Origin of the sequence: Candidatus Frankia nodulisporulans, from assembly GCF_902806475.1 — a bacterium.
Taxonomy (GTDB): Bacteria; Actinomycetota; Actinomycetes; order Frankiales; family Frankiaceae; genus Frankia; species Frankia umida.
The window spans coordinates 23862-37277 of sequence record NZ_CADCWS010000018.1 but is presented as its reverse complement, the minus strand read 5'-3'; the positions used below and the strand labels follow the sequence as shown (position 1 = coordinate 37277).

The window sequence follows — 13416 nt, the reverse complement described above, 5'->3', positions numbered from 1 at the left end:
ACCTGGGCGAAGGTCATGGTCCGTAGCGGCGGTACGTCGCCGCGGCGGGCGGCCCGGGCCGCGAAGGCCCGGATGCCGGCCTGTTGCCGCTCACCCAGGGAGAAGTCCAGCGTGGTGAAGTAGCGGGCGAGCGTCGCCGGGTCGAACACCTCGAACCGGGCCGCCCGGGCCGCGACCGCCGCCACGTCGCCGAGCGCGAGGTCGAGGCCGGCGCGGAAGGCGTCATGCACCTCCTTGACCACCCCGGGGTGCTGGTCGGCGAAGGACCGGCGGGCCGCCCACACCGCGAACACCATCGGCAGCCCGCTCCAGTCCCGCCAGGCCGCGCCCAGGTCGATCAGACCGAGCGGATGCGCCGCCCCGTCCCGCTCGGCCTCGTAGGTCTCCCGCAGCGCCACATCCCCGATGATCACCGCCGCGTCCGCTTCCCGCAGCATCAGCGGCAGGTCGGGCGGCATCGTCACGTAGGTCGGGGTGAGGCCGTGCAGTTCCTCCAGCAGCATCCGCGCCAGCAGCACACTCGTCCGGGACGTGGAGCCGAGCGCGACCGTGCGCACCTCGGCCAGCGGCACCGCCGTGCTGAGCAGCACGGACAGCACCGGTCCGTCCGATCCGACGGCGAGATCCGGTAGGACGACCAGCTCGTCGGCATGGCGCAGGTACTCGACCAGGCTGATCGGCCCGATATCCAGATCACCGGCGACGAGCGCCTCGGCCAGCCGGTCCGGGGTGTCCTTGGTCAGTTCGAGGTCGAGCAGCGCGCCCGAGTGGACCAGCCCCCAGTACAGGGGCAGGCAGTTCAGGAACTGGATGTGCCCGACCCGTGGCCGCGCCGGCCCGCTGTTCAACGCTGCCCGCCGTGTCGGTTCTCCATCGCGTCGATGACGGCCCGACGTTGCCGCAGCGCCAGTGGATAGCTGGCCAGCCCACTGATCGCCAGCGCCAGCAGGAAGGCGAGCAGGCCGCCAAGCCCGAGCAGCAGCACGACGGCCAGTACCACCCCGAACAGCAGTGCCCGCACCGCGAAGTACCGCACGTTGATGGCCAGCAGCCCGCGCTGTGGCCGTGGGCCGGGCCGGTTGGGCCACTTCATCAGGACCTCCGTTTTCTCGCCGGCACCCAGCCGAGGCGGCGCAGCACGGTCGGGAAGAAGCCCAGCCCGACGAAGACCGCGAGCAGCCCCAGCAGGGCCGCCGGGCCGATCGGCACCCCGACCCAGGCCAGCAACGCGTCGACCACGATGCCGGGGACGAGAATGACCACGAACGCCAGCGCGAACACCCACCCGGTGCCCGGTGCCCCCGGCGGGCGGGACGGATACCGCGGGTTGCTGCTCACCATCGCGACGGCCCGCCTCAGGCGTCGATGGCCGTGGCGACCTCGCGGCGGGCCGGATCGGGCCCGCCGTAGGCGCGGATCTCCCGGTAGCGGGTGTCCCGCTCGACCGGCCGGAACCCGGCGTCCCGGATGATGCCCAGCAGGTCCTCGCGGGTCATCGTGGTCGGGGTGCCGAACCGGTCCGCGTCGTGGGTGATCTTGTACTCGACGACGGAACCGTCCAGGTCGTCAGCACCGAAGTTCAGTGCGAGCTGGGCGGTCGTGAGGCCGTGCATCACCCAGAAGCACTTGACGTGGTCGACGTTGTCGAACAGCAGCCGGGAGACGGCGAAGGTCTTCAGCGCCTCGGCACCGGTGGCCATCGGCTGGTTCATCAGCCGGTTGCGCGGGTCGCCGGCCGCGTCGTGCTGGAACCGCAGCGGGATGAACACCGCGAACCCGCCGGTCTCGTCCTGCAGTTCACGCAGCCGCAGCACGTGGTCCACCCGGTGGCGGGGCTCCTCGATGTGGCCGTAGAGCATCGTGCACGGCGTGCGCAGCCCCTTGGCGTGCGCGAGCCGGTGGATGCGCGACCAGTCCTCCCAGTGGGTCTCGTGGCCGACGATCTTCTGCCGGATCTCCCAGTCGAAGATCTCCGCGCCGCCGCCGGTGAGCGACTCGAGGCCCGCGTCGATCAGTTCGTCGAGGATCTCGTCGGCGGGCAGCCCGCTGATCTTCTCGAACCAGTGGATCTCGGTGGCGGTGAACGCCTTGAGCGCCATCCCCGGCAGCGCCTTGCCCAGCTCGCGCAGTGAGCGCGGGTAGTAGCGCCACGGCAGGGTCGGGTGCAGGCCGTTGACGATGTGCAGCTCGGTGATGCCGGCCGGCTCCATCTCCTTCGCCAGCCGGACGGCCTCCTCGATGCGCATCGTGTACGCGTCGGACTCGCCGGGCTTGCGCTGGAACGAGCAGTAGGCGCAGGACGCCGAGCACACGTTGGTGAGATTCAGGTGCCGGTTGACGTTGAAGAACGTCCGGTCGCCGTTCTTTCGGGTGCGGACGTCGTGCGCGAGGCCACCCAGCCAGGCCAGGTCGTCGCTGCCGTACAGCGCCTCACCGTCGGCTCGGCTCAGGCGCTCACCGGCCGCGACCTTCGCCTCGATCTCCCGTTTGAGCCCAGCATCCATACGGTCCAGACTAGCCCGATCGTCGCCCCGCTCCGCCTGTCCCGGCACGGCTGCCCCATCACAGCCCCCCTCGTCGGAGGGGTTCACTACTGGCGGTCGCGCCTGGCCGCCCGCCGCTGCAACCGCCCCAGCGGCCAGGTCAGCAGCCCCGCCACGACGAACCCGATCAGCACCGCCAGCAGCACGCTCACCCCCACGAGCGCCAGAACCACCGTGACCAGCACCAGCACCGCCAACCGCGCCACGAAGTACGGCAGCTGCGCCCGCAGATCGACATCGGACGGCGGGGCCGCCTTCGCCTTCGCCTTTTTCTTCGCCGAGTCGCCGCCCGCCATATCCGTCACCCTCGCTTCACCGCCGCCTCGCCCGTCCGGGAACACCTCGCCTGTCCGGGAACACTGTGCTCCCTCGGAGGCTGGTTCCGCCAGGGAGCCTCGGGGGCGGCTGTGGGGCGATCATCGGCCTGGATGCCCGAGGTCGCCAGCCGGTTCCGCGGAACCGTTTCGGGGCTGCGTGTCGCCGCGGGCGGCGCCGAGTTCGCCGGACCAGCGGCGGTAGAGCGTGTGCGGGACGCCGGCGGCGTCCAGGACTCGTCCGGCGACGAAGTCGACCAGGTCGGCGGCGTCGCGGGCGCCCGCGTAGAAGCCGGGGCTCGCCGCGGCCACGACCGCGCCGGCCTCGTGCAGGGTGAGCATGTGCCGCAGGGTCGCCCCGGTGTAGGGCATCTCGCGGGGGACGACAAGCAGGCGGCGGCCTTCCTTGAGGGTCACGTCCGCGCAGCGTTGGAGCAGGTCCTTGGACAGGCCGAGGGCGATGCCGGCGAGGCAGGCGGTGCTCGCCGGGACCACGATCATCCCGCGGGTGGGGTAGGAGCCGCTGCTGGGCCCGGCCGCGAGATTGCCGGGGGCGTGCACCCTGACCCGCGCCGCGAGCAGTTCCCCGAGCCTGGACGCTGCCCCTGGTCCGGACGGGACAGCGGAGGTGGCTGCGGCGCCGAAGGGGGCGCGGAGCCAGGCGGTCAGGACCGGCGGCCAGGCGCTGTCGTGCCAGGCGAGGCCGGTCTCGTCCAGCAGGGTGAGCCGGGCGGCGCGGGAGAGCACCAGGTCGACCGGATGGCCGGCGGCCAGCAGGCCGCCGAGCACCGCGGCGGCGTACGGGGTGCCGCTGGCGCCGCTGACCCCCACCACCCAGGGCACCCTCGGCACGTCAGACCGACAGACCGCGGCTGAACAGGTCTGCGACGGCGAAGGCGAACAGGGCGATGCCGACGAAGCCGTTCGCCGTGAGGAAGGCCCGGTTGACCCGGGAGAGATCGTTCGGGGAGACGATGGCGTGCTCGTAGGATAACGTGGCCGCGGTCATGGCGAGGCCGGCCCACCAGAACGCGCCGGTGCCCTCCATCAGGCCGTACGTCACGAACAGGGCGAACGTGACGATGTGTGTGACTGTCGAGCCGATCAGCGCGCCGCGGATCCCGAACCGGGCCGGGACCGACCGTACGCCGATGCGGCGGTCGATCTCCGCGTCCTGGCAGGCGTAGATGAGGTCGAACCCGCCGATCCAGGCACCGACGGCGAGGCCGAGCACGACGGCGGCCCACGACCAGTGGCCGGAGACGGCGATCCAGGCACCGACGGGGGCGATGGCCTGGGCGATGCCGAGGACGGCGTGCGGGAAGTCGGTGAAACGCTTGGCGTACGGGTAGACGACCAGGGGGGCGACGGCGACCGGCGCGAGGGCCAGACACAGCCAGCTCAGCATCGCCGCGGCGGCGAGGAACACGGCGAGCGCGACCACCGAGCCGACCACCGCGGTGCGCACCGACATCGCGCCGGTGACCAGTTCCCGACCGGCGGTGCGCGGGTTGCGGGCGTCGATCGCCCGGTCGATGATCCGGTTGGCGGCCATGGCGAAGGTGCGGGCGGCGACCATCGCGATCGTGACCAGCCCGAGGTCCGTCCAGTGCACCGAGCGGGACGCGTCGAAGCAGGCGGCCAGCGCCGCGATGTAGGCGAACGGCAACGCGAACACCGAGTGTTCGATGACGACCAGCCGTAGGAACGCCCGCACGTGGCCCAGTTCGTGCCGCTCGCCGCCCCCGGAGGAGCCGGACAGGCCGCCGGACGGTCCAGGCAGGAAGGTCGCGTCACTCACAGGCCGTACTCCTTCCAACGCCGGGTGACCCGGTCGCGCACCGCGGCATCCATCACGATCTCCTCGGGCCAGCCGCCGTCCCGGCGGTAACCCTCGGTCGGTAGCTTGCGGGTCGCGTCGACCCCGACCTTGCCACCCCAGAACTGCTCGTACGAGGCGTGGTCGAGATGATCGACCGGGCCGATCGTGGTGAGCAGGTCGTGGGCGTAGTCCACATTGCCGAACGCCCGCCAGGCCACCTCGTGGTAGTCGTGGACGTCACAGTCGGCGTCGACCACGACGATCAGCTTGGACAGCGACAGCAGCCCGGCGCCCCAGATGGCGTGCATCACCTTCTGGGCGTGCTTGGGGTAACGCTTGTCGATCGAGACGATGCAGCAGTTGTGGAACACGCCGGCTTCCGGCAGGTCGTAGTCGACGATCTCGGGAATCATCATCCGGATCAGCGGCAGGAAGATCCGTTCGGTGGCCTTGCCCATCGGCCCGTCCTCCTGCGGCGGGCGGCCGACGACGATCGTCTGGAACACCGGCTCACGCTGCATCGTCATCACGTCGACGTGCAGTGCCGGGAACGGCTCGACGGGCGTGTAGAAGCCGGTGTGGTCGCCGAACGGGCCCTCGGGCAGCCGCTCCCCCGGCTCCAGCCAGCCCTCGAGCACGATCTGCGCGTTCGCCGGCACCCGCAGCGGGACGCTGCGGCAGTCGACCATCTCCACCCGCTCGCCGCGCAGGTAGCCGGCGAACAGGTACTCGTCGATGTCGGCGGGCAGTGGGGCGGACGCGGCGTAGGTGACCGCCGGGTCGCAGCCGAACGCGATCGCCACGGGGAGCCGCTCGCCGCGCCGCTCGGCGACGGCGTGGTGGGCGTTGGAATCCTTGTGGATCTGCCAGTGCATGCCGACGGTGCGGGCGTCGTGGCGCTGCAACCGGTACATCCCGAGGTTGCGGGCGCCGGTCTCGGGATGACGGGTGTGGGTCAGCCCCAGGTTGAGGAAGGCGCCGCCGTCGCTCGGCCAGGCGTGCACCCCGGGCAGGCGGAACAGGTCGACGTCCGACCCTTCGAGAACGACGTCCTGGCAGGGGGCCGTGCGCACCCGGCGCGGCGGCAGTGACGTCAGCGACGCGGCCTTGCCCAGGGCGTCGCGCAGGCCGGACAGGCCGACCGGTAGCTCGGGGCGCAGCAGGGCGGCGATCCGCTCGCCGATCTCATCCAGACGCTCGACGCCGAGGGCCGCGGCCATCCGCGCCTCGGTGCCGAACACGTTGATCGCCAGCGGCATGTCCGACCCGAGGGGGGCTTCGAACAGCAGCGCCGGGCCGTGCTCACGCACCACCCGGGTGACGATCTCGGTGACCTCCAGCCTGGGGTCGACGGGCACCGACACCCGTCGCAGGTCACGCCGCCGTTCGAGGTGCGCGAGAAACGCGCGTAGATCCGCCCAGGCCATTGCCCCATCCTCGCAGCCGGCACCGACAACCGTAGGCTCCCCCACCACCGGTGACGATCGGCGCACCCAGCGCTGCCGGTCGGGGCGACGCCGACAACGCTGTTGCCAACCGGCCGGACGCGACCCCGGGAGGAGGGGCACACTAGGGATACACGGGCCGGCCATCTTCGCGACACGTGCGCCCTCCGGGGGCCGCCTTCGGGCAGCCGCGGACAGCGGGGGAGCACACCGTCCGGCCCGTCCGAGTCGCCGCGCACGGCCAGGACCCGCAGGCCGCGGCGGCTGCCCCGCTGGGCCACGGTGACCGCCCGGCGGACCGGGACTACTAACCCGCGTGCCGACGTTCATAGCCCATATGCCAGGCGAAACCTGACAGGACGTAATCGGTCACGGAGAGCTGGAAGGAGCGACCAGCAGGTGCTGGGCCTCGCGCTGACGTTTGTGATCATCGGTGTCTGGGCGTACGCGATCATCGATGTGGTCGGGACGCCCCCGGACGAAGTACGAGTGGGGTCGAAACTTCTCTGGATCGTGGCGGTCGCGCTGTTCTGGATCCCCGGCGCGGTCGGTTGGTTCCTGTTCGGCCGGCCGCGGGTGAACGGCTACGGCGCACGCGCGCCGCGACGCGCCGTCTCCGACCATCCGGCGTTCGGTCAGCGGTCCGCCTGGGAGGTCACCCGGCGTGAGGCCGGTCTCGGCCATCCCGGCTCGCGGATGGGTACCCGCCGTCCCGTCGCCCGTCCCAAGGGCCCGGACGACGACCCGGAGTTCCTGCGGGAACTCACCGAGCGCATCCGCGGCGGCGAGTCCGAGCCCCCCTCGCCCTCCCGCGGCTGACAGCCGCCCCTCGTCTAGGGCGCCCCGACCGAGGGGCGGCCTAGACGAGGGGATCTTCTGTGCCGGCGTCCGGTCAGACGCCGGCGTAGGAGTGCAGGCCGGTGATGACCAGGTTGACCAGGTAGTAGTCGACGAACAGAGCCATGAACGCGACCAGTGAGATGGTCGCGGCGCGGCGGCCACGCCAGCCGGCGGTCGCGCGGGCGTGCAGGTAGGCGGCGTAGCAGACCCAGGTGATGAACGACCAGGTCTCCTTGGGGTCCCAGCCCCAGTAGCGACCCCACGCCGCCTCGGCCCAGATCGCACCGGCGATGATCGCGAAGGTCCAGATCGGGAAGGCGAACGCGATGATCCGGTAGGTGAGGGTGTCCAGCGCGGCCGACGAGGGCAGCCGCATGACGATCCCACCGCGGTTCTGCATCGCCCGGCTGGCCTCGGCCCGTCCGGTGGCGACCTCGGCCAGCCGGTTCTCCCAGCGTTCCTTGATGAGGAACAGCAGCGTGGTCACCGCGGAGACGAGGAACACCCCGCTCGCGACGATCGCCCCGACCACGTGGATCTTCAGCCAGTACGAGTTGAGCGCCGGCACCAGCGGCCCGGGCGCCACGTAGAGCACCGTCCCGGCGAAGCCGAGGTAGAGCACCACCGGCACCATGACGAAGACGCCCAGCCAGCGCACGTTGTGCCGGGTGATCAGGCCGAGGAACGTCGTGACCGCGATCAGGCAGATCATCGACGAGTACTCGTACATGTTGCCCCACGGCACCCGGTCCGCCGCGACCCCGCGGGTGACGACCGACGCGAGATGCAACGCCCAGCCGATGGCGGTGGCGCCCACCGCGAACCGGCCGATCCAGCGGGCCCGCGCCGAGACCCGCAGGTCACCGTCGTCACCGCCGGCGAGCGAGTGCGCGGCCCGGTCCCGCCGGCGGACCTCCTCGATCTCACGGGCGCGCTCCGCGGCGTCCGCGGCCGGACCATCGATCACGCTGCCCGCCGACCCGGCGGCCGAGGCCGCGACCAGCACGGCGGACCGGTCCGCCGACGTACGTGCGGCTGGGACGGTGGAGGTCTCGGTGGAGGTCACCGCCTCGCCGTCACGGGTGCCCGGGCGGCTGAACGCGAACTCGGCCGCGAAACCGAGCATCGCGGCCGAGTACACCGCCATGCCGCTGCCGAACAGATGGTTGGACAGGCTGGCGAAGCCCTCGTTGACCGCCATCAGCGCTCCCGTTCCCTGCTCTTCGGCTCTGCTGTCTCAGCTGGCTCTGCTGCCTCAGCTGGCTCTGCTGCCTCAGCTGGCTCTGCTGCCTCAGCTGGCTCTGCTGCCTTGTCCTGCGGTGGTGCTCCGGTGGCCTCGCGGACGCCGGTGGTGAGGTCGGCGAGTTCGGTGGCGAAGCCGTCCCCGTGCGAGCGGGACAGGCCGCCGATCTCGACGATGGACCCGCCGCCGGACGCCGGACGCGCGCGGACCCAGACCCGGCGGCGGCGCACCCGCAGGCTCGCGATCAGGCCGACGATGATGAGCACCGCGAACACCAGCGCCTCGCGCTTGGCCGGGTCGGCCTTCACCTGGAAGGTGGCGAACTCGGCGACGCTGTCGACCTCGAGGCTCAGGCCGCCGGGCAGGCCGGTCAGCGTGCGCTGGCGGGGGTTGTTCGGGGCCAGGATCTGCGCGGTGCGGCCGGCGCCGGCGGGGCCGGTCAGCGGGATCTGCTTCATGTCCCGGGTGTCGACGGTGTAGACGTTCTGCGGCACGCCCTCGTCCAGATGCAGGTTGCCGACGAAACCGGTGATCGTCATTCCGGGGGCGGTGGCCGCCGGGAAGATCGAGACGTAGCCGCGGGTGGGGTCCAGCCGGGTCGTCGGGGTGAAGACGCCACTGAAGGCCAACTGCCGCGGTTCACGTCGGGTGCCGACGGGCGCGAGGCCGGCGTCGGGGATCTTCACCGTGCAGGTGGAGGTGAACATGCCGTCGCGTGGCGTGCAGGGCACGTTGTTCTGCCAGACGACGGTGCCCTTGGCGTCACGCAGGACGAAATGCGGCGCGTACCCGTGGCCGATCAGGTAGACCTTGGCGTCGTGGAGGATCAGCGGATGGTTGACCCGGATCGTCGACGTCCGGGTCGGGGCGTCCAGGTCGGTGGCGTAGCTGACGTCCGCGCGGAAGTCGGCCGGTTCGCCGTTGGGCTGGTAGGACGCCCGGAACCGGTCCAGGGTCAGTGAGAAGGGCTGCAGCTTCGCGGTGTTGACGATCTTGCCGCCGCTGAACTGGTCATAGGAGACGAGCGTGTTGGCGAATCCGTCGCCGGAGACCACCAGGGTCGTCCCCGAATAGCCGAACCAGGAGCCGAAGCCGACCGCGGCGAGCAGGCCGACCAGCGCGACGTGGAAGACGAGGTTGCCGGTCTCGCGCAGGTAGCCCTTCTCCGCGGCGACGGAGTGGTCGGGGGTTCCGTCCGGCCGGCGGGCATCGGCGGGCGCGACGCTGGCCCGGAACCGCCGCCCGCGCAGCACCCCGCGGGCGATCTCGGCGGCCTCGTCCGGCGGCAGCGGGGACGTCCAGGAACTGCCCCCGGGCAGACGACCGGGACGCGCCGGGGCCTTCGGCGGGGCGGTGAACAGCGCCCGCGCGTGCCAGCGGATACGCGAGGACAGGCAGCCGATCAGCGAGATGAACAGCAGCAGGTAGATCGCGGCGAACCAGGGTGCGGCGAAGACGTCGAACCCGGAGAACCGGTCCAGCACCGGACCGATCGTCGAATGAACCTTGAGATACTGCTCGACCCGCAGCGGGTTGATGTTGCGCTGGGGTAGCAGCGAACCCGGCACGGCGGCGAGCGCCAGCAGGAACAGCAGCAACAGCGCGGTGCGCATGCTGGTCAGCTGCCGCCAGCTGCGCACCGCGAGCGCCCACGGCCCGGACCGTCCCACCGCGGCCCCGCCGGGACGCGTCGGGCTCGCCCGCGACGGCGCGTCCGGCTCGGCGGCTCCCGCGCCGGTGTCCGTGCTGGCGCGGGTCGGTGGGTCGAACGCCTCCGGACGGACGGTGGCGGCCGCGTCGGCATGGCCGTCGGGGAGCCGGCGGGTGGGCGCGGACTCCTGGTCGAACCCGGCGTCCTCGCTGGTCTCACGCGTGGACGAGGTGGAGCTGGGAGGAGGGGTCACAGCGGCGTCTCCGAGAAGCCGGGAGCGTAGGGCCGCAGGAAGATGATCAGATCGGCCCAGGCCCCGGTGAGTTGGAGCATTCCGACCGCGACCAGCAGGAGCCCACCGGAGACGGTCAGAATGCGGGAGTGCCGGCGCAGCAGGAGCAGGGCACCAGCGGCCCGCCGGAAGGCGAGCCCGACCGCGAGAAACGGCGCCCCGAGCCCGAAGCAGTAGACGGCGGACAGGAACGCGCCCCGGCCAGCGGTCGCACTCGTCGTCGCGAGCCCCAGCACGGCGGTGAGGGTCGGACCGATACAGGGCGCCCAGCCGACACCGAACATCACCCCGAGCAGGGGCGCACCGATCAGCCCGGGACGCGGTAGCCGGTGGAAACGCCATTCCCGGTTCGCCCAGGACAGCTGGGAGAACAGCCCGGCGAACGCGAGGCCCATCACGACCGTGAAGGCACCAAGAATCTGGTTCACCCCCACCTGATGGGCCTGCAGTCGGTTACCGAGCCCGCCGAACGCCGCACCGTAGGACACGAACACCGCCGTGAACCCGAGCACGAACAGTCCCGTGCCGGCGGTCACCCGTCCGCCCCAGCGCAACTGGCGCAGCCGCGCCCGCGGTGGGCCCGGTTCCCGTTGCCCGGCCAGGCCGGGGTTCGCGGGCAGCACCGCCCCACCAGCTGACCCGGCGCTCACGAGTACCGGCTCGGCCGGTTCGGGGAGGGTGTCGCGGCGCTCGCGCTCCTCGAGTTCCTCACCGGACAGGCCAGTGACGAAGCTGAGATAGCCGGGGACGAGTGGCAGCACGCACGGAGAGAGGAACGACATCAGTCCGGCGGCGGCCGCCACGGGTGCCGCGAGCAGCACCGAACCGTTGGTGACCAGGTCAGCGGCGCTCATGGGCGGATCACGTCTCGGCCTGCAACCGGGTCAGCACGGGGGCGAGTTCCTCGGGCAGGACACCGCCGGTGAACCGGGCGGCGATCCGACCGTCGGCGTCGAGCACGAACGTCGACGGGAGCCCGGGCGCCACCGGCCAGCCGGCGGCGAGTGTGCCCAGCCGGTCGACGACACTCGGATAGGGCATCTCGAAGTCACGGGTGAACGCCTTCGCGCTGGACGTGCCGTCCTTCTCGTTGACACCGAGGAAGGCGACCGACCGCTCCTGACGGGCGAGCTTGGCCAGGCCCGGTGACTCGGCGCGGCACGGCGCGCACCAGGAGGCCCAGAAGTTGACCACGACGGCCTTGCCCCGCAGCGAGGCCAGGTCGATCGGCTTGCCGTCAAGATCCTTGCCGGACAGCCTGGGCGCGGCGTGCCGGTTGCCGACACTGACGTAGTCCGTCCCGGCCGACTGCTGGACGAAGCCGTAGCCGTCGCCACCCGTCGCATCGGTCGCGTTGCCGTGCGCGGAGCACGCGGCGAGCACACCGACCAACGCCATCACCAGCGCCAGCAGGCGCCCCACCCGGGCCGGTCGAACGCGGACCGGTCGAACACGGGCATGGCCACTCAGCGGCGAGTCCGGACCATCAGCTGATCTGAACCGCCGTCCCATCTCTGCCACGCGCACCAGTATGTGCCCTGCCCCTCTCGGCTCCCGCACCCGTCTACGACCCACTGTAGAACTACGACCAGCTGTAGAACTCGACTCAGCGTAGGCGCGAGTACCCACCGGTGCGCGTGTGGTTCCCCACGGCCGCGCCGGTGTCAGCAGCCGCGGCCGCCGGCTACCATGCCACCCTGATCGAACCGGCCGATCCGGCGTGGAACAGATGCAGCCGGAAGCTCGCGGTGACGGGGACGGTGGCGCTCTCGAGGTCGCTCCCCCAGGCCGCGGCGGCGGCCTGACACAGGTCGTCGCGGGTGCGATGGTGGCCGGTGGGGCCCATCAGGGCGAGGTCGGCGGCGGCGGTGACCGGGAGTGTGAGCGGGACGTCCAGCCGCTCGACCGGGCCGGGGCTGAACTGTTCGGTGAGCCGTCCCGCGAGCTGGCCGTCCTTGTCGGGGTGCAGGCCGACCAGGCCGAGCGGGCCCCGCAACTCGGCGAGATGCGCGGGTCCGGGTGTGACGACGAGCAGCAGCCCGCCCGGGCGCAGCACCCGGCGCATCTCACCCGGATGACGCGGGGCGAACACGTCGAGCAGCACGTCCACCTGGCCGTCCGCGACGGGCCACTGTTCGGCGGCGTCGAAGGAGACCGCCCCGATTCGCGGATGCGCCCGAGCCGCGCGACGCAGCGCCGGCGGCGCCACGTCCACCGCGATCCCACGGGCGCCGTGTTCGAGGGCGGTCAGCACGCCGGCCAGGTGGTGGCCGGTGCCGGCACCGATCTCCAGGATCGTCGGTGCGGCCCGGGCATCGGCGCGGGCCGCGGCGGTGAGTGCGCCAAGCCGGGCGGTCAGCGGCGCGTAGTACCCGGCGTCCAGGAAGGCGGCGCGGGCGGCCACCATCGCCGAGGTGTCGCCGGTGATCCGCCGCGACCGGCCGCCGCGCAGGCTGAGGTAGCCCCCGCGGCCAAGGTCGAAGCTGTGCCCCGCCGCGCAGCACACCTCACCCGAACCCGCACCGCCCGAACCAGCACCACCCGAACCAGCACCGCCCAGCTCGTCGGCGCACACCGGGCAGCGCAACGCCGACAGGATGCCGGTCAGGCCCGGGGGGGCGCCCATCGCGCTCAGGCGCCGACCGAACCGGGCGTGTTGCCCGTCGGGCCGTTGGGCTCGGCGTACTCGACGCCGACGAGCTGGCTGCCCTGGTAGACCGCGGTGGTGACGCTGGCCAGGGCGCACTGGCGCCGGTCGGGACGGTGCCACAGGTGGACGCCCTCCAGGGCGCGCCGGGCCGTCCACACCGGGAGCTGGTGGCTGACCAGCACGATGTGGCGGCCGGGGTACTGGTCGCGCCAGTCGGTGACGGCGGCGAGCATGCGCTGCGCGATCTCGGTGTAGGGCTCCCCCCAGGACGGCCGGAACGGATTGCGCAGTAGCGGCCACATGGCGGGGCGGCTCAGGGCCGCCGGGCCGGCCTCGAAGGTGCGGCCCTCGAACGCGTTACGGCTTTCGATGAGGCGCGCATCGACACCGACGGGCAGGTTGTGGGCGGCGGCGATCGGCCCGGCGGTCTGCTGGGCGCGGTCCAGTGGGCTCGCCACGACGGCGGCGATGTCGAGGTCGGCGAGGTGCTCCGCGGTGATTTTGGCCTGGCGGTGCCCGTTGTCGGACAGGCCGAAGCCGGGCAGCCGACCGTAGAGCACCTTGCCCGGGTTGAACACCTCACCGTGGCGGACCAGATGCACCCGGGTGCGCCCGT

Annotated in this window: 14 protein-coding genes and 1 pseudogene; 1 reads left to right on the top strand and 14 read right to left on the bottom strand. The window is 72.0% G+C overall.

Features of this window, described 5'->3' with window-relative positions; genetic code table 11:
• The 8 genes from G6R24_RS03810 to G6R24_RS03780 form a co-directional block, all read right to left on the bottom strand.
• Positions 1–848 (bottom strand): menaquinone biosynthetic enzyme MqnA/MqnD family protein (locus G6R24_RS03810; protein WP_163547773.1); only part of this gene is annotated, 848 nt, incomplete at its 3' end.
• Positions 845–1093 (bottom strand): hypothetical protein, encoded by a 249-nt coding sequence (locus tag G6R24_RS03805; protein ID WP_225438086.1) that lies wholly within the window; start codon positions 1091–1093, stop codon positions 845–847. The genes G6R24_RS03810 and G6R24_RS03805, both read right to left, overlap by 4 nt.
• Positions 1093–1341, bottom strand: a complete 249-nt coding sequence (locus G6R24_RS21855) for a hypothetical protein (protein ID WP_225438085.1) — start codon at positions 1339–1341, stop codon at positions 1093–1095. The genes G6R24_RS03805 and G6R24_RS21855 overlap by 1 nt, the downstream gene beginning before the upstream one ends.
• A 14-nt stretch (positions 1342–1355) precedes the next feature.
• Positions 1356–2504 carry an aminofutalosine synthase MqnE gene (mqnE, locus tag G6R24_RS03800; RefSeq protein WP_163547772.1) on the bottom strand — a complete coding sequence of 383 codons (1149 nt, stop codon included), beginning with the start codon at positions 2502–2504 and terminating at the stop codon, positions 1356–1358.
• Between the two features lie 86 nt (positions 2505–2590).
• Complete coding sequence (locus G6R24_RS03795) at positions 2591–2848, bottom strand: hypothetical protein (RefSeq protein ID WP_225438084.1); 258 nt, start codon at positions 2846–2848, stop codon at positions 2591–2593.
• Between the two features lie 111 nt (positions 2849–2959).
• Positions 2960–3691, bottom strand: coding sequence for a UbiX family flavin prenyltransferase (locus G6R24_RS03790; RefSeq protein ID WP_163547779.1), 732 nt, complete (start codon positions 3689–3691; stop codon positions 2960–2962).
• Positions 3692–3710: 19 nt separating this feature from the next.
• Positions 3711–4658: a menaquinone biosynthesis prenyltransferase MqnP gene (mqnP, locus tag G6R24_RS03785; protein WP_163547771.1), complete on the bottom strand. Its 948-nt coding sequence runs from the start codon at positions 4656–4658 to the stop codon at positions 3711–3713.
• Positions 4655–6106 carry a menaquinone biosynthesis decarboxylase gene (locus tag G6R24_RS03780; protein WP_163547770.1) on the bottom strand — a complete coding sequence of 484 codons (1452 nt, stop codon included), beginning with the start codon at positions 6104–6106 and terminating at the stop codon, positions 4655–4657. Before G6R24_RS03780 ends, mqnP begins: the two co-directional genes overlap by 4 nt.
• A 417-nt stretch (positions 6107–6523) precedes the next feature.
• Here G6R24_RS03780 and G6R24_RS03775 point away from each other — a divergent pair, with 417 nt between their 5' ends.
• Positions 6524–6943, top strand: a complete 420-nt coding sequence (locus tag G6R24_RS03775; RefSeq protein WP_163547769.1) for a PLD nuclease N-terminal domain-containing protein — start codon at positions 6524–6526, stop codon at positions 6941–6943.
• A 73-nt stretch (positions 6944–7016) separates the two neighbouring features.
• Here the strand turns inward: G6R24_RS03775 and ccsB are convergent, their stop codons facing one another.
• From ccsB to G6R24_RS03745, 6 genes and pseudogenes are all read right to left on the bottom strand, one after another.
• On the bottom strand, positions 7017–8165 hold the full coding sequence (gene ccsB, locus G6R24_RS03770) for a c-type cytochrome biogenesis protein CcsB (protein WP_163547768.1): 1149 nt from the start codon (positions 8163–8165) through the stop codon (positions 7017–7019).
• Positions 8165–10111: a cytochrome c biogenesis protein ResB gene (resB, locus tag G6R24_RS03765; RefSeq protein ID WP_420840651.1), complete on the bottom strand. Its 1947-nt coding sequence runs from the start codon at positions 10109–10111 to the stop codon at positions 8165–8167. Before resB ends, ccsB begins: the two co-directional genes overlap by 1 nt.
• Positions 10108–11004 carry a cytochrome c biogenesis CcdA family protein gene (locus G6R24_RS03760; protein WP_163547767.1) on the bottom strand — a complete coding sequence of 299 codons (897 nt, stop codon included), beginning with the start codon at positions 11002–11004 and terminating at the stop codon, positions 10108–10110. The genes resB and G6R24_RS03760 overlap by 4 nt, the downstream gene beginning before the upstream one ends.
• 7 nt (positions 11005–11011) lie before the next feature.
• A complete protein-coding gene (locus G6R24_RS03755) occupies positions 11012–11572 on the bottom strand; it encodes a TlpA family protein disulfide reductase (RefSeq protein ID WP_225438083.1) in 561 nt (186 codons plus the stop codon).
• A gap of 262 nt (positions 11573–11834) precedes the next feature.
• Positions 11835–12776, bottom strand: a complete 942-nt coding sequence (locus G6R24_RS03750) for a methyltransferase domain-containing protein (protein WP_163547765.1) — start codon at positions 12774–12776, stop codon at positions 11835–11837.
• Positions 12777–12781: 5 nt separating this feature from the next.
• A pseudogene (locus G6R24_RS03745) lies at positions 12782–13408 on the bottom strand (histidine phosphatase family protein); the annotation flags it as partial.
• Positions 13409–13416: the final 8 nt, after the last annotated feature.

Coding starts and splice junctions, on each gene's coding strand:
- G6R24_RS03805 (WP_225438086.1), bottom strand. CDS start 1,093: ATGAAGTGGCCCAACCGGCCCGGCCCACGGCCACAGCGCGGGCTGCTG.
- G6R24_RS21855 (WP_225438085.1), bottom strand. CDS start 1,341: ATGGTGAGCAGCAACCCGCGGTATCCGTCCCGCCCGCCGGGGGCACCG.
- mqnE (WP_163547772.1), bottom strand. CDS start 2,504: ATGGATGCTGGGCTCAAACGGGAGATCGAGGCGAAGGTCGCGGCCGGT.
- G6R24_RS03780 (WP_163547770.1), bottom strand. CDS start 6,106: ATGGCCTGGGCGGATCTACGCGCGTTTCTCGCGCACCTCGAACGGCGG.
- ccsB (WP_163547768.1), bottom strand. CDS start 8,165: ATGGCGGTCAACGAGGGCTTCGCCAGCCTGTCCAACCATCTGTTCGGC.
- G6R24_RS03760 (WP_163547767.1), bottom strand. CDS start 11,004: ATGAGCGCCGCTGACCTGGTCACCAACGGTTCGGTGCTGCTCGCGGCA.
- G6R24_RS03750 (WP_163547765.1), bottom strand. CDS start 12,776: ATGGGCGCCCCCCCGGGCCTGACCGGCATCCTGTCGGCGTTGCGCTGC.